This window comes from Streptomyces sp. NBC_01006 (assembly GCF_045162725.1).
In the GTDB taxonomy this organism is placed as follows: Bacteria; Actinomycetota; Actinomycetes; order Streptomycetales; family Streptomycetaceae; genus Streptomyces.
Genome location: NZ_CP108700.1, coordinates 8,105,445 through 8,121,897, shown reverse-complemented (window position 1 = coordinate 8,121,897; position 16,453 = coordinate 8,105,445). Strand labels below are relative to the sequence as shown.

Here is a 16,453-nt window from a genome sequence, read left to right as displayed (position 1 = left end):
GGCGGCGCGATGGTCCTCGCCCCGCCGGGGGGCGTTCAGCGTTCGTGGACCCCTTTGAACTCACGGGTAACACTCTGACCGTGGGTGGAACACCCCGCCCACCACGCACGTTGTGCGGGAGATGGAGACGCCCTCACACCGCCACGAACACCTCTTACACGGCCTCTCGAAGGAGTCCCGCGTGAACCAGGCCCCCACCGCACCGCTGGTCCTCGACCCCGCCGGCGCCGACCGGCACGCGGAGCACCGGCTGCTGCGCGCCCAAGGGCCCGCGGCCCGCGTCGACATCCTCGGCGTAACGGCCTGGGCCGTCACCGACCCCGCCCTGCTCAAGGAGTTGCTCACCAGCCCGGACGTGTCCAAGGACGCCCGCGCGCACTGGCCGGAGTACGAGCAGGCCGTCCAGACGTGGCCGCTCGCCCTCTGGGTCGCGGTGACCAACATGTTCACCGCGTACGGAGCCGACCACCGGCGGCTGCGCCGGATGGTGGCTCCCGCGTTCAGCGCCCGCCGTGTGGCGTTGCTCCGTGACACCGTCGAGGACATCGTCACCGGCCTCCTCGACGAGCTCGCCGCCCTCCCGCCGGGCGAGGTGGCCGACCTGCGCGAACGGCTCGCCCACCCGCTGCCCATCGCGGTCATCGGGCACCTGATGGGCCTCCCCGAGGAGCAGCGCGGCGACTTCCGTACGGTGGTGGACGGGGTCTTCGACACGACCTTGACCCCCGAGGAGGCCGCGGCGAACACGGTCCGGGTCTACGAGGTCCTCGCAGAGCTCATCGCCGCCAAGCGCGCCGAGCCCGGTGACGACATGACCTCTCTGCTCATCGCCGCCCGCGACGAGGAGGGGGACGGCTCCGCGCTCTCGGACTCCGAGCTGAGCGACACCCTGATCCTGATGATCAGCGCCGGGTACGAGACGACCGTCAACGTCATCGACCAGGCGGTCACCGCCCTGCTCACCGACCCCGGCCAGCTGGACCACGTCCGCGCCGGGCGCAGCAGCTGGAGCGATGTCGTCGAGGAGACCCTGCGGCACGAGTCGGCCGTGAAGCATCTGCCGATGCGCTTCGCGCTGGCCGACATCCCGCTGGCCGACGGGCGGACCATCGCCAAGGGGGAGGCGATCCTCGCCTCGTACGCCGCGGCCAACCGGCACCCCGACTGGCACGGGCCGGACGCCGACACCTTCGACGTCATGCGGGTCACGAAGGACCACCTCGCGTTCGGGCACGGGGTCCACTTCTGTCTCGGCGCCCCGCTGGCCCGGCTGGAGGTCGCGACCGCGCTCGAAGCGCTGTTCGACCGCTTCCCTGCCATCGAGCTGGCGGTGCCCGCCGACGATCTGCTGCCCGTCACCTCCCTCATCAGCAACGGCCACCGTTCGCTGCCCGTCCGGCTCGGCCCGTCTGCATGACCCGCTTGGCGTAAGGACGCCCGAAATTCACCTCCCCGACGCCTCGGGCGGGCCGATCATCAGCCTTGCCCCCTCTAGGCTGCCGCCATGTCTGAGGTGGGGGTCACGGTCCGGGGTTGCCGGCTGATCGGAACGCTCGGGTCGGTGCTGCTGGCCGCCGGGAGCTGGTCGGCGGGCGCGCTGCCCTTCGGCGTTCCTGACGGAGTATGGGCGCAGCGGAGCCCGGCGCACACGGTGCTGGGAGCGGCGGCCTCGTACGCCGGTCTGGTGCTGCTCGTGGTCGCCTGGTGGCGGCTGGGCGGGCTGCTGCGGGCCGGGGAGCCGGTCGGCCCGAGACGGCTGCGCGCCGTGCTGTGGTCCTGGGTCCTACCTCTCGTCCCGGGCCCGGTGATCTTCAGCAACGATGCGTACAGCTATGTCGCGCAGGGCGCGCTGGCGGTCCGGGGCTGGGACGTGTACCGGCTGGCGCCGTCGGCGCTCGGCGGCACACTCGCCGAGAACGTGCCGGAGATGTGGCAGGACGCCCCGGCGCCTTACGGGCCGCTGGCCGTCTCGGCGACGCGAGCCGTGGTGGCCGTCACCGGCGAGCACCACACGGTGGCCGCGGTGCTGGGCATGCGGCTGCTGGCCCTGTGCGGGCTGGCGCTGATCGTCTGGGGCGTGGGGCGGCTCGCGGCCGAGTGGGGTTCCGAGCGGGGTTCCGCGTCCGGCGGCGGGGAGGCCGGGGCGCTGTGGGCGACCGTGCTCAACCCGCTCGCCCTGGTGCACCTGGTGGGCGGGGCCCACAACGAGGCTCTGATGATCGGCCTGATGGTGGCGGGGCTGGTGGCCTTCCGCCGGGGGCACTGGGTGCTGGGCACCGTCGTGCTCGTATCGGCAGCGCTGGTCAAGGTTCCCGCCGCGGTGGCTCTGCTGTGCGCCGCCGCGTGGTCCGTGGGCGGGCGGCCGGACCGGCGAGCGGGATGGGTGCGGGCGGCCGGGATCGCGCTGGTGGGTCTCGCGGCGCTGGTGCTGGGCGTGGCCGTGTGCGGCCAGGGCTGGGGGTGGCTGTCGACCCTGCGGGGCCCCGCGCAGATCTACACGGTGCTCTCGCCGAGTACGGACGTGGGCCGGGTGCTCGGGCTGCTGTCCGAGGGGTTCGGCGTGGGTACCGCGGCCGATGCGATCGCCGCCGCCCGGTCGGTGGGAATGGTGCTGGGCGTGTGCCTGGTGGGCTTCTGCGCGTGGCGTGCGCCGCGTACGGGCCCCGAGTACGCCACCGGCATGGCGCTGCTGGGGCTGGTGGTGACCGCTCCGGTCGTACAGCCCTGGTACGTGCTGTGGGGGATGGTGCCGCTGGCAGCGGCGGCCTGGCGACTGCTGGAGAGCACGTGGGCGCGGCTGGCGATGCTCGTGCTGCTGTTCATGGTCCTGCCCAGTGGGACGTCGGCGACCTGGTCCTACGGGTTCGCCGCCGTCACGGGGGCGTCGGCGGCCGTGGCGGCGCTCGTGGCATGGGGCCCGCCGGTGCTCGGGACACTGCCCCGCCTTCGCCTGCAGGAGCGCGCGTGGGTGCGGGCCGCGGTCAGAACGCGCCGGTGACCCAGCGGGAAATGCGCGTTGCGCAGGCCGGTGATGATCACTAATGTCGACCGGGTGACTGCCGGGTCGGCCTTGGGCCATGTACGAGTAGGGTTCCCGGCCTCGGCGTGAGCCCGAGGCGGGCCCGGAGCCCGCCCTTTCTCCGCGTTTCTTGCGCCCGGCGCCCGCGTGCGGCGCCCTTCCACGGGAACCCGAAACCGGAGACACACCACTCATGTCGAACACCCAGCAGCACCCGAATGCCGTCCAGTTGAACCACACCGTCGTCCACGCCAGGGACCGGGGCCTGTCGGCCCAGTTCCTCGCCGTGATCCTGGGACTGGAGGTCGGCGCTCCGTTCGGGCCGTTCCTGCCCGTCGATCTCGGCAACGGCGTCACGCTCGACTACTACGCGATGACCGACGCGCCGATCCAGCCGCAGCACTACGCGTTCCTCGTGCCCGACGAGCGGTTCGACGGCATGATCGCCCGCCTGGAGGCGGTCGGGGTGACCTACTACGCCGACCCCCACCACACCGAACCGGACCAGATCAACCGCCTGTTCGGTGGTCGCGGTGCCTATTTCGCCGACCCGGACGGCCACAACATGGAGATCATGACCCGCCCCTACGCCCGCCCGTAGCCGGAGCGCGGAGCCTAGGCGGCGGCGACCCGGGAGGCCCAGGTCCGCAGGTCGTCGGCCGAGGCTTCGAGCGCGTCGCCGCCGGGACCGGCCCAGGCTATGTATCCGTCCGGGCGGATCAGGTACAGGCCGCGTCCATAGGCCTCGTACGCGCCTATCTGCGCGGTGCGCAGGCCCGGGAGCGGCGGGAGTCGCTCCGGCAGCGGGGTGTCGACCGCGAGCAGGGTGAAGTGGGGGCCGCGGTAGAGGTCGAAGAGCCGCAGCCCGTCGCGCTGGCCGTCAGGTGCCCGGTCTCCGGCCGTCAGGGCGTCGTCGGTCAGGCCGCCGCGTATCTCGCGGGTGAGCGAGGAGTGCCGCTGGTCGAGGCCGAGCTGGCGAGTGGCGGCGCCACGCTGCTCCTGACCGCGGTGGATGCGGGTGGACAACCCCAGCATGGCGGCGGCATTGGGCAGACGCTCCTCCTCGTACGTGTCCAGCAGCGCCTCCGGGGCTCCGTCGCGCAGCACGGCGGCGACCTTCCAGCCCAGGTTGTAGGCGTCCTGGACGCTGGTGTTGAGCCCCTGGCCGCCCGCCGGCGAATGAATGTGGGCGGCGTCGCCCGCGAGGAAGACCCTGCCGTCACGGAAGCGGTCGGCGAGCGCGGCGTTCACGGTGAAGTCCGATGCCCACGGGACCTCGGTGACTTCCTCGGCCGATATGTGGGTGAACGCGGCGACCGCCGCACGCACTTCCTCCGCCGTGACCTCCTTGCCGACCGATGCCGACTGGGCCACGAACTGGAACTCCCGCGTATGCGGCAAGGGGCAGAGGGCGGCGAAGCCCGTGCCGCCCGCGGCGGGCGGGAAGATGTGCCAGTTGTCCCGGTCGAGCGTCGGTATGACCACGTCGGCCACGAGCATCGGGGCCGGGTCGACGCGCTCGCCGGTCATCTTGATGCCGACGAGCCGGCGGACCGTGGACCGGCCGCCGTCGGCGGCGACGGCGTATCCCGCGCGGACGGACTTCGGGCTCCCGCCTTCCACCGGTATGAGGGTGGCGCACACGGACTCGGCATCCTGGGTGAGGCCGGTCAGCTCGACTCCGAACACGACGTCACCGCCCAGCTCGCGGAGCCGGTCGAGCAGGATCCGCTGGGTGCGCCACTGGGGCAGCAGCGCGGGCCCCGTGTAGGGCGCGCCCTCGGTCGGTTCGACATCCTCGAACATGCGGAACTCACCGGCGCAGGAGCCGCCCTGCCACGTCATGCCGATCGGCGCCTGGCCGCCCCATCGCATGACTTCCCCCAGGACACCGAGGTCGTCGAAGACCTCCAGGGTCCGCGGCTGGATGCCCTTGCCGCGGGAACCGGGAAACAACTCCGGCGACCGCTCGACGACCAGGGCGCGCACACCGCGCCGGGCAAGGTCACAGGCCAGTACAAGGCCGGTGGGACCCGCGCCCACGATCAGCACATCCGTCCGGTCTTCCTGGTATTGCCGCTCGTTCATCGATCTCCCCGTTCGCTCGCTTCGCGACGCCTCCTTAACAGCGTTAAGGAGGCTCTTCACGCAAGAATGCCCTTAACGTTGTTAAGCTGTCAACGCCACGGAAGAGTGAACCGCCCCGGGAGACAGAGCAGACGATGAACGCCAAGCCACAGCAGACTCCGCCGCGCGTCCCGCCCCTGACCCGCTCGACCGTCGCCGAGACCGCTCTGCGGCTGCTGAACGAGGGCGGGCTCGAAAAGCTCACCCTCCGCGCCATCGCGCAGGAGCTGGATGTGAAGGCGCCGGCGCTGTACTGGCACTTCAAGAACAAGCAGGAACTGATCGACGAGATGGCCACGGAGATGTTCCGGCGCATGGCCACGGGCCCGGAGGAAACCTGGCCGGTCGCCTCCTCGGCGCCCTGGCGCGAGCGGATGCTGGTCGCCAATCGCGGTCTGCGCCGGGCCCTGCTCGCCTACCGCGACGGCGCCCGCGTGTTCACCGGCTCCCGCTTCACCGGAACCGAGCACGCGGAACAGTCCGAGGCCCATCTGCGGGCCCTGCTGGCGGACGGGTTCGAACTGCCGCAGGCCGTACGGGCCATGGCGACGACCTTCTCCTACACGCTCGGGTTCGTGATCGAGGAACAGGGCGTCCACCCCATCCCGGGCGAGCGCCGGGAGGGCTACGACGTGGCGGAGCGCGGCGAGCGCCTGGCCGACTACCCGCTCGCCGCGGCCGCCGGTACGCACCTCTTCCAGGAGTACGACGAGCACTTCGAAGAGGGTCTGCAGATCGTCATCGAGGGCATCGCCGCGCGGTACGGAATCCACTGACCGCGCCGGCGCGAACGCCGGTCGTCTCCGCTTACGGGACGTTCGACACGGTCTCGCAGCGGACCGCGATGTCGGCTCCGTCCGTCCCGTCGCAGGTGTCCTTCGCGTCGTCGCCCCCGTCCATGACGTCGTTGCCGCCCGCCGTCGCGTCCGGGGCAACGGGCGCGACCGGTGCGACCGGTGCGCCCCGCGCGGGCTTCACCGCCGGGGTCGGACGGCCCTGGCGACCCGGACGCGCGGGCTTGCCGGTCAGACCGCTCTCGCCCTTCCCGTGCGCGGCGTGGCCCGAGTTGCTGTCGCCGATGATGGCATCGACGCCGGGTCCGCCCAGCAGTACGTCCTCGCCGTGGCCGGTCGCGCTTCCCTCGGCGGAGGAGTCGCCGGTGATGCTGTCGTCCCCGGGTCCACCGTCGAGGATGTCCCTGCCGCCGCCGGTCGCGTTGATGCCGCCGCGGCTGTCGCCGATCATGGCGTCGTTGCCCGCCTCGCCGAACAGGATGTCGTCACCCCCGCCCGACGCGGTGGAGCCGAAGGCCATGCTGTCGCCGCCCATGCGGTCGTCACCCGGCCCGCCGAAGAGGATGTCGTTGCCCCCGCCCTCCACTGGAGACCTGGTGGAGAGCAGGTCTCCGCGCATGAGATCCGCGCCGTCGCCGCCGTCCAGCCGGTCGTCGCCCAGGCCGCCGGCGATCGTGTCGTTGCCGCCGAGTCCGCAGATCAGGTCGTTGCCACCAAGGCCGTCGATGGTGTCCGCTTCCGCCGACCCGATGATGACGTCGTTGCCCTCCGTCCCGGTGATCGCGCCCGACCCGGTGATGGTCGCGGGCTGCCCGAAGCAGGTGGCGTCGGCCGCGTGGGCGACCGCCGCCGGAGCGCCGAGGGAGAGCAACGCGGCTGCGGCCAGCAGCGTGAGTGACTTACGGCAAGGCATACAGACCTCCGGTCGGAGTGTGCACAGCCGTTCCGGCTGTCCAGGGAACCAGGCTCGAATCCGTGGGGACCGTATGGCGCGAACGCCTCAAAAGCAATCAAATGCATAGCCTTTTGTATGCCTTACGCTCGTCTGGCCCCGCTGCGGGTGCGGCCGGACGAGCACACAGCGCGTGCGCGCTCCGTGTGCTCGCGTGAAGCTTGAGACCAGGTGACACGCAACCCCGTCCGGAAGGGCCTGTCCTCATGCCGCTCACGCATCGCAAGGATCTCGGACTGCTCGCCCTGCGCCTTGGGGCCGGCGGTGTGCTGCTCGCACACGGGTCGCAGAAGCTCTTCGGATGGTTCGGCGGGGCCGGCATCGCGGGCACGGCCCGGGGCATGGAGCAGATGGGGTTCACCCCGGGCCGGGAGAGCGCGATCGCCGCCGGGCTCGGCGAAGCGGGCGGCGGGGTGCTGCTCGCGTTGGGGCTGGCGACTCCGGCGGCCGGCGCCGCCGCCGCGGGTGCCATGGCCGGCGCCGCAGCGGTGCATGCGCCCGCCGGGTTCTTCGCCCAGTCCGGCGGCTTCGAGTACCCCGCCCTCCTCGGCTTCGTGGCGGCCGGCCTGGGCCTGTCCGGGCCCGGCCGCTTCTCGCTCGACCATGCCACCGGGCACCGGTTGGACCGGCCGGCCACGGTGGTGATGGCCTTCGCGCTCAGCGCGGCCGCGGCCACCGTCGTACTGAGCCGGCGGGCCGCGACGCTCGCCGCCGCCGAAGCGTCCGACCCGGACCGGGACGCCGACAGCCGGACGGCGTAGCCGCCGTCACCGATTCGCCGGGGCGCGGCTACCAGCCGAAGCGGCGATCGACCTCCCGGGCGAACTCCTCGAACGTCAGCACGTTGTCGCCGTTCTTGTCCGCCGCGTCGAACAGCGCGGACGAGGCGTCGACGTCCCCCAGACCCCAGAACGGCAGGTCGCCGTTGGCGGCCAGCGTCGGGCCCTTCGTCCGCAGGGCGGTGATCACTTCCAGGCGGGTCAGGGTGCCGTCATGGTTGAGATCGAGCGCCTCGAACAGTTTGCGGGCCTTCGCACTCATCACGTACGTCCTTCCGGGAGGAATCGGCAAGGGCTGCCTGCCGCCAGCCTACGGCGCACCCCACCCGGGCCGACGAGGGCGGATACAGCAAACCGAGCCAGCAGCCGCAGGAATGAGGAATCAGGCGGATGAGCGAGACACCACCCCAGCACACCACCGCGGAACAGGCCGTCACCGTCCTGATGGCGGTGGTGCCGTGCGGCGCCGATACCGCGCGACAGATCCTGGCCGACACGGCGTGGGCCGCCGGCGCCGGCCTCCGCGAGACGGCCGAGGCCGTACTCCTCCTGGGAGCCGGCGGCAAGCCTCCGGCCCCTTTCGACAGGGCCCTGGCGGACGCGATGGACGAGGCCCGGTCCACCACCGAGCCCGTGACGCGGCCGTACACGCGGCTGCTCCCCGACCCGCAGACCATCGGCGAGCTGCTGAAGCGGCACCGCGCCCTGCGCCGCCGCGCCCTGACAGCGCCCCACGACCCGGCCGTACGCGATGGGCTCGACGACGCCACCTACACCCTGTGCATCCTGATGGGTCAACGGAACGCCTACACGGCACTGCGCTCGGCCGAACTCCTCCTCGGCGCCGAGTGGCTCGGCACCACCGTCCCCGGCGCCACCGTCCCCGGCAGACCGGACCAGCGCCCGGACCGCCCGCCCCTCCGCAGCCCGGGTACCCGTCAACAGGGCGCCACGGGGCGCGCGACTTTCCGTAGTCGACCTGCTACCTTTCGTGATCGCCGAGGGAAGTGATCATGCTTAGAAGGGCGCGTCCATGAAGACGGTCGGGAACATGACCCGTGCGCTGGCGTTCGCGGTGGTGAGCCTGCTGGCGGCGGCAGCCGTACCGGCCGGGCAGGTCTCCGCCGCGACGGGGCAGGCGGCGCAGTGCCGCAACATCGGAACCTCGTTCACCGACAAGCTGATCCCCGGGCAGTGCATCAGCCACGGCGCCAACCGCCTGGAGATGCAGTACGACGGCAACCTGGTCCTCTACTCGGGCAGTCGGGCCTGTTGGGCGAGCGGCACCGACGGAACCGACGGGGTGTACGCCGAGTTCTCGGGCGACTGGAGGCCCGATTCCCCGTACCTCTCCCTGGAATCGCAGTTCGGGCAGCTCAGGAAGTACCGCGGGAAGTACACCGGACTGCACAAGACCGGCAACGTCAGCATCAACGACAAGGGCGAGGTCTGGATCGCGTACGGGAAGCTCGCGGGCTGCTGACCATGGCCGTCAACGGGAAGCCGGCGCGCGGTGCGGCCGCGCTCGTCCTCGCGTGCGCCGTCCTGTTCGGGGCGCCGACGGCTGCCGGTGCCGTGCCGGTGCGGCCGGCGGACGCGTGCGTGGCCGGCGAGAACCTGGGTGAGATCGCGAACAACTTCATCTCACGGTGCCGTAGAGGGTCCATCCGGCAGGCGTTCCCCGGAGAGCACTACGGGGACACGCTCGGGTACGTCCGGGGCTGCGGGCTCAAGTCCTGCCAGACGGCGTGGAAGCTGCTGAACGACAACCGGTTCAAGAAGTGAGGACCTACGTCGCCGTTCTCGTCTGCGTCGCCGAATCCGCGGCGGCTTCCGGCGGTCAAGCGCCCCTGTACCGGGAGAGCTTCGTCCTGCTGACCGCCCGCACCGAGGACGAGGCCAGATCGAAGGCCCGGGCCCACGGCGAAGGCCTCGAAACGAGCTACCGGAACGAGAAGGGCGAGCTGATCACCTGGACGTTCCGGCAGCTCGTCGACGTCGCGGAGGTACCCGACGACCGCCTGGGCGACGGAGCGGACCTCTACACGAGACACTTCCGCGACTTCGCCGCGTACACGGCGTTCGAACCCCTCCTCTCGGGCGAGGACCTCTGACGGGTGAGACCTCTTGAGCTGAGTTCCCCGGCCGTCCGCCCCAGCACGTCCCGGCGGGCGCTGCTCGCCGGGTCGGTCGGCAACCTCGTCGAGTGGTACGAGTTCGGCGTCTACGGGTGCCTGGCCACCGTCATCGCCGCGAACTTCTTCCGGCCCGAGGGGAGCAGCGGAGCCGAGGCGCTGGTGGCCACGTACGCCTCGTTCGCGCTCGCCTTCTTCTTCCGGCCCGTCGGCGCCGTCCTGTTCGGGCGGCTCGGCGACCGGCTGGGGCGGCGGCCCACCCTCATCGTGGTCGTCGGCCTCATGACCCTCGCCACCGTCACGATCGGGCTGCTGCCGACCCGCGCCGCCATCGGCCCTGCCGCGCCCTGGATGCTCACCCTCCTGCGGGCGCTGCAAGGGCTCTCCGCGGGTGGCGAGTTCGGCGGGGCCGTCGCCCTCATGACGGAGTACGCGCCCGTGGGCCGCCGCGGCCTCTTCGGCGCCTGGCAGTCCTTCACCGTCGCGCTCGGCCTGCTCACGGGGGCCGGTACGGCCGCAGCCCTGGCGAGCGCGCTGCCCGCCGGAGCCCTGCACGCGTGGGGCTGGCGCATCCCGTTCCTGCTGGCCCTGCCGCTGGGTGCGGTGGCGCTGTGGCTGCGTACGGCCTTGGCGGAACCGCCCCCGCCGCCGGCTCCCGCGGCGGACGCCCGTCCCGTCGGCCGCAGGGAGCTCGCGCGGGCCGTCCTCCTCGGCATCGGGCGGATCATGGGCTGGTCCGCGGCCGGGTACACCTTCCTCGTCGTCCTGCCCTCCTACCTCCAGGCGACCCTGGGCGCCTCCCCGCGCGAGGCCCTGCTCACCACCGCCCTCGCCAACGCCGGGTTCGCCGCCTCGATCCTGCCCGCCGGGGCGCTCAGCGACCGGATCGGCCGGCGCCCCGTGATGCTGGGCGGAGCCGTCGGGGTCGTGGTGCTCGCCCTCCCCCTCCTCCACGTGCTCCAGTCCCCCGGCGCCTCGCCGTGGTCCAGGGCCGGGGCCGTACTGCTCGCGGGCGTGCTGGTCGGCCTGATGGCCGGACCGGGGCCGGCCATGCTCGCCGAGATGTTCCCGCGCCGGGTGCGCTGTACCGGGCTCGGACTGGCCTACGCCCTCGCCAACGCGGTGTTCTCCGGCTGCGCCGGGCTCGTCATCACCGCCCTGATCGCCCGGACGGGAGACACCTCCGTGCCCGCGTACTACGCCGCCGGCGCCTGCGCCCTCAGCTGCTTCGCCCTGCTGAGCCTGCGCGGCCGCGACCATCAGGAGCCGCTGCGATGAGGGTGATCGGGCTGATGTCGGGGACCTCGTACGACGCCGTCGACGCCGCGGCCGCCGATCTCGAACTCTCCGCCGAGGACGGCACGCTGCACCTCGTGCCGCTGGGCATGGTCAGCGAGCCGTACCCGGCCGACGTACGGGAGGCCCTCGCCGCCGCCCTGCCGCCCGCTGCGACCACCCTGGCCGAGGTCTGCCGCCTCGACACCCGGATCGGGCAGGCCTTCGCGGCCGTCGCCGCCCGCGCCGACCGGGAACTGTGCGAGGGACGCGCCGAGTTGGTCGCCTCGCACGGGCAGACGGTGTACCACTGGGCCGAGGACGGCCAGGTACACGGCACGCTGCAGCTCGGCGAACCGGCCTGGATCGCGGAGCGCAGCGGCTGCCCGGTCGTCTCCGGGTTCCGGCCGCGTGACGTGGCGGCGGGCGGACAGGGCGCACCCCTGGTGAGTCTGATCGACCTGATGCTCCTGCGCGGGCGCCCCGGCGTACCGGCCGCCCTGAACATCGGGGGGATCGCCAACGTCACCGTGCTGCCGGCGGGCGGCGATCCCGTGGCGTTCGACACCGGCCCGGGCAACGCGCTGATCGACGCCGCGGTGCGTGAACTGAGCGCCGGCAAGCTCGCGTACGACGCGGACGGCGCACTCGCCGCCGCCGGGCGCGTCCACGAGGGGCTGCTGGAGCGGCTGCTGTGCGGGGAGCCGTACTACCGGATGCCTGCTCCCCGGACGACGGGCAAGGAGCTGTTCCACGCGGGCTACCTGCGGGCACGGCTGGCGGGGTTCGGCGAGCTCCGGCCGCAGGACCTCGTCGCCACCCTCACGCGTCTGACCGCCCGGACGGTGGCCGACGCGCTGCGCCCGTTCGCAGCCACCGAGGTGTTCGTGTCCGGTGGCGGCGTACGGAACCCCGCACTGATGGCGATGCTCCGCGACGAGCTGGCGGGCGACACGGGCGACACCGGCCGCACGGGCAGTACGGCGGTACGCGGGTCGCAGGAGCTGGGGCTGCCCGCGGAGGCGAAGGAGGCCTACGCCTTCGCGGTGCTCGGATACCTCACCCTGCACGGCCTCCCGGGCAATGACCCGGGGTGCACGGGCGCCGCGGGGCCGCGCGTCCTCGGGTCGCTCACCCCGGGCAGCCGCCCGCTGCGCCTTCCCGCGCCTCCGGGCCGCGCCCCGCACGCCCTGACCGTACGCGGGCGGGCCACCGCGCGGGCCGCCCTGTGACCGGCGTCCGGAGGGACCGGCCGGGGAACAGCGCTTCGGACGGAAGGAAGGTTCTCGTGCACCATCGGATCTCGCGACACGCGGCCGCGGTACTGGCTGCGCTCGTGATCCTGCTGCAGCCGGCGGGGGCCGGGGCCGCCCGTGCGGCCGACAACCCGGCCCAGGTGGTCGAGGAGCAGCGGATCGACGACCGGACGCTCGATCTCACCGTCTCCTCGCCCGAGATCGATGCGCCGGCCAAGGTGCGGCTGCTGCTGCCGCCGGCCTGGTCCAAGACCGCCACCCGTACGTGGCCGGTCCTGTGGCTGCTGCACGGCGGGCCGGGAGACCACAACGACTGGACCGCCAACACCCACATCGAGGAGCTGGCCGCCCCCCGGGACGTCCTCGTGGTGCTGCCGCAGACCAGCCCGTGCAGCGGGTACAGCGACTGGTACAACACCGGCAGCGGCGGCCCTCCGGCCTGGGAGACGTACCTGATCGACGAGGTGCGGCCGCTGCTGGAGAGCGGGTACCGCGCCGGTACGGAGCGTGCCGTCGCGGGGCTGTCGATGGGCGGACTCGGCGCGATGAAGCTCGCCGCCACGCACCCCGGCATGTTCCGCGCGGTGGCCTCGTACAGCGGGGCGGTCAGCACGCTCCACCTGTCGCTCGACGGCGGGCTCTCCGGGCCCGACCTGGTGAAGGGCGCCGGCGGCGCGTGCCACACCGACTGGCGGCGCATCTGGGGCGAGCCGGGGTTCCCGTACGACACCGTGGACCCGGCGGACGTGCGCCAGCGCGCCGTGTGGGAGCGCAACGACCCGGTCCATCAGGCCGCCGGGCTGACCGGCAGCGCGCTCTACGTCTCGTACGGCGACGGCACGGACGCCGGTACCGGCTGGCAGTGGGGCGACCCGCCACCGAGCCCGACGCGCTGCACGAACCCGGTCCGCCACGGTACGGAACGCGTGGAACGGCTCATCCACGGCATGAACCAGGATCTGCGGCTGCGCCTCGCCCAGCTCGGCGTTCCGGCGGCGGTGTGCTCGTACCAGGGCGTCCACGCGTGGCCGTACTGGGAGCGCGAGCTGGTGTCCTCGTTCCCGATGCTGATGACGGCCATCGGCGCCTGACCGGGCGCGGGCTCAGCGGTCGGCCGGGGGTTCGAGCAGCTCGGGGCCGTTGTTCCGCACGCTGTTGACCGCCGTGGACACCGCCCGTACGTCGAGGTGGCCGTCGGACGGGGTGTGGAGCAGGGCCCGCAGGCCGTGGACGTCCTCGTGGGCGGGATCCAGCCAGGCGTCCTGATCCTCCGCGGCCACGGCCAGGGGCATGCGGGGGTGGATGCGGCCGGCCGCGTCGGTGGCCTCGGTCGTGATGATCGTGGTGGTGAGGAGCCAGGCGGCCGGGTCGTCCTCGTCGGTCACGGCCGGGTCGCGCCAGAACTCGTACAGCCCGGCCATGGCCATCACCCCGGCGTCCTGCGGAGTGATGAAGTACGGCTGCTTGTACGCCTTCGCCGTGGCGGTGGCTGCCACGGACTGCCACTCGTAGAAGCCGTCGGCGGGCAGCAGGCAGCGGCGGCGGGTGAAGGCGCGCCGGTAGGCCGGCTTCTCGTGCACCGTCTCCACCCGCGCGTTGATCATCCGGGCGCCGCCGTTCGGGTCCTTCGCCCAGGAGGGGACCAGGCCCCAGCGCAGGGCGCGCAGCCGGCGCTCCACCTCCCCCGTCGTGCGGTCGGGGCGTTCGAGGACCGCCCACACCTCGTCGGTGGGAGCCACGTTCCAGCTCGGTGCCAGCGTCTCCCGGGGGTCCCAGCGGGCCTCGAACAGGTCGGCCAGGTCTTCGGGGGCGCGGCTGGAGGCATATCGACCGCACATGGCATCCACTGTCCCACCGCGAGGGCTCTTCCGGCGGCTCCACGCCCGCGCCGCCCGCCTTGCCCCGCCGTGCCGTGCCGGCGCCGCGGGCGCGGGATTCAAGGAGGGGTACGTGCCCGCAGCCGCCGGGGCGGCCGCCCGGGCCGCTCACCGCGGACGGCCGCCGTCTCCAGGGTAGGCCGCAGTGCCGCCGCCCCGCTCAGTGACGGGCACCCGCCGGGCCCCGCTCGTACGGGCGGCCCCCGGTCACCCGCCCCCGCTGGCCGACGGCACGGCGGCGGGTGAGCATCGAACGGTCGGAGCCGACGGAACCCACCGGAAGGACGTCCCATGAAGAGCAGCTCGTTCGCCGAGATCGATGCCATGGTCCGCGACGGCAAGGTCGTCGTGTCGGCCGACGACAGTACGGTCGTGGCGGCGGTGCAGGATGCCCTGAAGGCCGGCAGATCGTTGACGTTCTACCTGTCCCCGGCGCAGGCCGCGGCGTTCAAGGCCTGGTACTGGACCCCGCAACGGGTCAAGGACCGGGGCATGCAGCCCGTATCGCGCGCGGAGCGGGAGAAGATCACCTCGGAGCTGGGGGTCAAGGACATCGGGCCCGCGTACTCGAACCGCATCGACTGCGACTGCGGGGCCCAGTACGGCGCCTTCGAGTTCATCGAACAGGGCATCGCCGAGCACGGCAAGGAGTCCGTGGACGCCGTCCTGGCGCTGGAGGACACGTACGTTCTGCGGGTGAACCCCGTGACGCCCACGGTCTGCTCCGTCTGCCGCACGATCGTCATCATCGGCCACGAGTACGACATGACCGGCAGGTACGGGTGCAGCCGCTCCGAGGGCACGGTCGTCATGTGAGTCCCTGGTCGAGCCGAGCCGAGACGGAGGCTTACGCGCCGACCTTGTTGACGTCGAACTCCCGCGAGCGCTCGTACGTGGTCTGCTTCATGCCTCGACTCCCTGGCCACGCGCCCGTGGTGCTGCGCCGGCAGGCGCATCGGGACGGGTTTTCGCGTACCGGTCTACGGCCTCATGGCCTGGCCGCCGATGTCGGCGGCCCCGTCGAGCAGTTCCTGCCACCACGACTCCACCTCGCGGTGGTTCATCGTGGCCCAGGCAGGGGTCTGCTCCACCTGGCCCCGGCCGAGGCGGCGGGCCAAGGCGACCATCTCCCGCCCTGCCGCACCGCGCGCGGCGTGGTACCCGCCCAGCAGCTCGCCCCAGGTGCCGGCCCGGCGCCAGGCGTCCTCGAACGCGGTGGCGTCCTGGAGGGCCTTGGCCACCCCGCTCGTGTTGTGCGGGCGCACCACCGTGGCCGCGTCGCCCGCGAGCAGCAGGCGCCCGGCCGTCGTACGCGCCGTCTCCAGGTCGTAGATGGGCTGGACGTAGGTGTCCGCGGGCTCCGTCATGGCGAGCACCCGCGCCCAGTGGGGCGGGAACTCCCGCTCCAGCAACGTGCGCAGGTGTGCGGTGAGTTCCTCGGTCACCCGCCCCGGAGGGAAGCTCGTCGGATCGTCGAACGGCAGCCGGCCGCCCCGTGGAGGCATGGCGTACAGGACCCAGTTCACCCTGGGGCCGTCCGGTCCGGGGGTGGGGTAGATGACGCAGCTCCCGCCGGTGAAGCAGATGGTGGTCACCGCGTCGGAGGGCACTGCGGCGTCGCCGAGCGCGGCCGGCCCCCGGGCGTCGAGGTTGCCGCGCCAGCAGACGTACCCGGCGTAGACCGGCCGGGACCCGGGGCAGACCGCCTCGCGCACCACCGAGCGGTACCCGTCGGCGCCGACGACCAGGTCGAACGGCTCGGCGGTCCCGTCGGCCAGCCGTACCTCGGCCCGCTCGCCGGTGTCGGCCACGCCCGTCACCGCGGCGCCCTGCCGGTAGACCACCGAGGCGGGTGTCGCCTCCCGCAGCCCCCGCCACAGCAGGCCCCAGTGGTACGAGTGGAAGGGGAACGGCTGCTCCCAGAACACCCGCCCGGCCGGCCCGGCCGCCGCGTCGTCCCGGACGATCCAGCGGCGCCGGGTCAGGGGGTGCGCGGCGATGCCTGCGGGCAGCGCCCCGGTGGCGGCGAGTTCGGCGGCCCGGCCGTCGTGGATGCAGAGCCCCAGGCCCCGGTCCGCCAGCCGTCCGTGGGTGCGCTCAAGCACCACCACCTCGTCGGCGCCCGCGCGGGCCGCCGCCGAGGCCAGCGCGCAACCGGCAACGCTCCCGCCGACCACCGCGACCGTACCGCCTCGCATGCCTGCTCCCTCCGCGCGAACTCCCGGAGCCCGCCACCCTA

Annotated in this window: 18 protein-coding genes; 13 read left to right on the top strand and 5 right to left on the bottom strand. The window is 72.9% G+C overall.

All coding sequences use genetic code 11. The annotated features are described in order from the left end of the window. Positions 1 to 181: 181 nt before the first annotated feature. From OG509_RS36905 to OG509_RS36895, 3 genes are all read left to right on the top strand, one after another. On the top strand, positions 182 to 1,417 hold the full coding sequence (locus OG509_RS36905) for a cytochrome P450 (protein ID WP_406186929.1): 1,236 nt from the start codon (positions 182 to 184) through the stop codon (positions 1,415 to 1,417). A gap of 87 nt (positions 1,418 to 1,504) precedes the next feature. Further along, entirely contained in the window at positions 1,505 to 2,998 is a 1,494-nt protein-coding gene (gene mptB / locus OG509_RS36900; RefSeq protein ID WP_406186928.1) for a polyprenol phosphomannose-dependent alpha 1,6 mannosyltransferase MptB, read from the top strand. A 214-nt stretch (positions 2,999 to 3,212) separates the two neighbouring features. Continuing rightward, positions 3,213 to 3,620 (top strand): VOC family protein, encoded by a 408-nt coding sequence (locus OG509_RS36895; protein ID WP_406186927.1) that lies wholly within the window; start codon positions 3,213 to 3,215, stop codon positions 3,618 to 3,620. A 14-nt stretch (positions 3,621 to 3,634) separates the two neighbouring features. On the opposite strand, the gene OG509_RS36890 is transcribed toward OG509_RS36895, so the two are convergent. Then, a complete protein-coding gene (locus OG509_RS36890; RefSeq protein WP_406186926.1) occupies positions 3,635 to 5,107 on the bottom strand; it encodes an FAD-dependent monooxygenase in 1,473 nt (490 codons plus the stop codon). 134 nt (positions 5,108 to 5,241) lie between these two features. On the opposite strand from OG509_RS36890, the gene OG509_RS36885 reads away from it, so the two are divergent. Then, complete coding sequence (locus OG509_RS36885) at positions 5,242 to 5,922, top strand: TetR/AcrR family transcriptional regulator (protein ID WP_406186925.1); 681 nt, start codon at positions 5,242 to 5,244, stop codon at positions 5,920 to 5,922. Between the two features lie 31 nt (positions 5,923 to 5,953). On the opposite strand, the gene OG509_RS36880 is transcribed toward OG509_RS36885, so the two are convergent. Continuing rightward, positions 5,954 to 6,853, bottom strand: a complete 900-nt coding sequence (locus tag OG509_RS36880; protein WP_406186924.1) for a calcium-binding protein — start codon at positions 6,851 to 6,853, stop codon at positions 5,954 to 5,956. Positions 6,854 to 7,098: 245 nt separating this feature from the next. Here OG509_RS36880 and OG509_RS36875 point away from each other — a divergent pair, with 245 nt between their 5' ends. Then, positions 7,099 to 7,653, top strand: a complete 555-nt coding sequence (locus tag OG509_RS36875) for a DoxX family membrane protein (RefSeq protein ID WP_406186923.1) — start codon at positions 7,099 to 7,101, stop codon at positions 7,651 to 7,653. Positions 7,654 to 7,681: 28 nt separating this feature from the next. On the opposite strand, the gene OG509_RS36870 is transcribed toward OG509_RS36875, so the two are convergent. Next, entirely contained in the window at positions 7,682 to 7,933 is a 252-nt protein-coding gene (locus tag OG509_RS36870) for an EF-hand domain-containing protein (RefSeq protein WP_030155659.1), read from the bottom strand. A gap of 128 nt (positions 7,934 to 8,061) precedes the next feature. Here OG509_RS36870 and OG509_RS36865 point away from each other — a divergent pair, with 128 nt between their 5' ends. The 7 genes from OG509_RS36865 to OG509_RS36835 are packed head-to-tail and all read left to right on the top strand — an operon-like array spanning position 8,062 to position 13,428. Beyond that, a complete protein-coding gene (locus OG509_RS36865) occupies positions 8,062 to 8,682 on the top strand; it encodes a DUF5133 domain-containing protein (RefSeq protein ID WP_406186921.1) in 621 nt (206 codons plus the stop codon). Between the two features lie 22 nt (positions 8,683 to 8,704). Then, on the top strand, positions 8,705 to 9,154 hold the full coding sequence (locus tag OG509_RS36860; protein WP_406186920.1) for a hypothetical protein: 450 nt from the start codon (positions 8,705 to 8,707) through the stop codon (positions 9,152 to 9,154). 2 nt (positions 9,155 to 9,156) lie between these two features. Continuing rightward, on the top strand, positions 9,157 to 9,456 hold the full coding sequence (locus OG509_RS36855) for a hypothetical protein (RefSeq protein WP_385574948.1): 300 nt from the start codon (positions 9,157 to 9,159) through the stop codon (positions 9,454 to 9,456). Next, positions 9,453 to 9,785 carry a DUF4288 domain-containing protein gene (locus OG509_RS36850; RefSeq protein ID WP_406186919.1) on the top strand — a complete coding sequence of 111 codons (333 nt, stop codon included), beginning with the start codon at positions 9,453 to 9,455 and terminating at the stop codon, positions 9,783 to 9,785. The genes OG509_RS36855 and OG509_RS36850 overlap by 4 nt, the downstream gene beginning before the upstream one ends. 18 nt (positions 9,786 to 9,803) lie before the next feature. Continuing rightward, positions 9,804 to 11,084, top strand: a complete 1,281-nt coding sequence (locus tag OG509_RS36845; protein WP_406187809.1) for an MFS transporter — start codon at positions 9,804 to 9,806, stop codon at positions 11,082 to 11,084. After that, positions 11,081 to 12,313, top strand: a complete 1,233-nt coding sequence (locus OG509_RS36840) for an anhydro-N-acetylmuramic acid kinase (RefSeq protein WP_406186918.1) — start codon at positions 11,081 to 11,083, stop codon at positions 12,311 to 12,313. Before OG509_RS36845 ends, OG509_RS36840 begins: the two co-directional genes overlap by 4 nt. 56 nt (positions 12,314 to 12,369) lie before the next feature. Then, positions 12,370 to 13,428, top strand: coding sequence for an alpha/beta hydrolase (locus tag OG509_RS36835; protein ID WP_406186916.1), 1,059 nt, complete (start codon positions 12,370 to 12,372; stop codon positions 13,426 to 13,428). A gap of 12 nt (positions 13,429 to 13,440) precedes the next feature. Here OG509_RS36835 and OG509_RS36830 read toward each other — a convergent pair whose 3' ends face one another. After that, positions 13,441 to 14,175: an SOS response-associated peptidase gene (locus OG509_RS36830; protein ID WP_406186915.1), complete on the bottom strand. Its 735-nt coding sequence runs from the start codon at positions 14,173 to 14,175 to the stop codon at positions 13,441 to 13,443. A 330-nt stretch (positions 14,176 to 14,505) separates the two neighbouring features. On the opposite strand from OG509_RS36830, the gene OG509_RS36825 reads away from it, so the two are divergent. Then, positions 14,506 to 15,030 (top strand): hypothetical protein, encoded by a 525-nt coding sequence (locus tag OG509_RS36825; protein ID WP_406186914.1) that lies wholly within the window; start codon positions 14,506 to 14,508, stop codon positions 15,028 to 15,030. 164 nt (positions 15,031 to 15,194) lie between these two features. Here the strand turns inward: OG509_RS36825 and OG509_RS36820 are convergent, their stop codons facing one another. Next, entirely contained in the window at positions 15,195 to 16,412 is a 1,218-nt protein-coding gene (locus OG509_RS36820; protein ID WP_406186913.1) for an FAD-dependent monooxygenase, read from the bottom strand. Positions 16,413 to 16,453: the final 41 nt, after the last annotated feature.

Coding starts and splice junctions, on each gene's coding strand:
- OG509_RS36820 (WP_406186913.1), bottom strand. CDS start 16,412: ATGCGAGGCGGTACGGTCGCGGTGGTCGGCGGGAGCGTTGCCGGTTGC.
- mptB (WP_406186928.1), top strand. CDS start 1,505: ATGTCTGAGGTGGGGGTCACGGTCCGGGGTTGCCGGCTGATCGGAACG.
- OG509_RS36870 (WP_030155659.1), bottom strand. CDS start 7,933: ATGAGTGCGAAGGCCCGCAAACTGTTCGAGGCGCTCGATCTCAACCAT.
- OG509_RS36865 (WP_406186921.1), top strand. CDS start 8,062: ATGAGCGAGACACCACCCCAGCACACCACCGCGGAACAGGCCGTCACC.
- OG509_RS36860 (WP_406186920.1), top strand. CDS start 8,705: ATGAAGACGGTCGGGAACATGACCCGTGCGCTGGCGTTCGCGGTGGTG.
- OG509_RS36875 (WP_406186923.1), top strand. CDS start 7,099: ATGCCGCTCACGCATCGCAAGGATCTCGGACTGCTCGCCCTGCGCCTT.
- OG509_RS36840 (WP_406186918.1), top strand. CDS start 11,081: ATGAGGGTGATCGGGCTGATGTCGGGGACCTCGTACGACGCCGTCGAC.
- OG509_RS36885 (WP_406186925.1), top strand. CDS start 5,242: ATGAACGCCAAGCCACAGCAGACTCCGCCGCGCGTCCCGCCCCTGACC.
- OG509_RS36880 (WP_406186924.1), bottom strand. CDS start 6,853: ATGCCTTGCCGTAAGTCACTCACGCTGCTGGCCGCAGCCGCGTTGCTC.
- OG509_RS36830 (WP_406186915.1), bottom strand. CDS start 14,175: ATGTGCGGTCGATATGCCTCCAGCCGCGCCCCCGAAGACCTGGCCGAC.
- OG509_RS36895 (WP_406186927.1), top strand. CDS start 3,213: ATGTCGAACACCCAGCAGCACCCGAATGCCGTCCAGTTGAACCACACC.
- OG509_RS36855 (WP_385574948.1), top strand. CDS start 9,157: ATGGCCGTCAACGGGAAGCCGGCGCGCGGTGCGGCCGCGCTCGTCCTC.
- OG509_RS36890 (WP_406186926.1), bottom strand. CDS start 5,107: ATGAACGAGCGGCAATACCAGGAAGACCGGACGGATGTGCTGATCGTG.
- OG509_RS36825 (WP_406186914.1), top strand. CDS start 14,506: ATGAAGAGCAGCTCGTTCGCCGAGATCGATGCCATGGTCCGCGACGGC.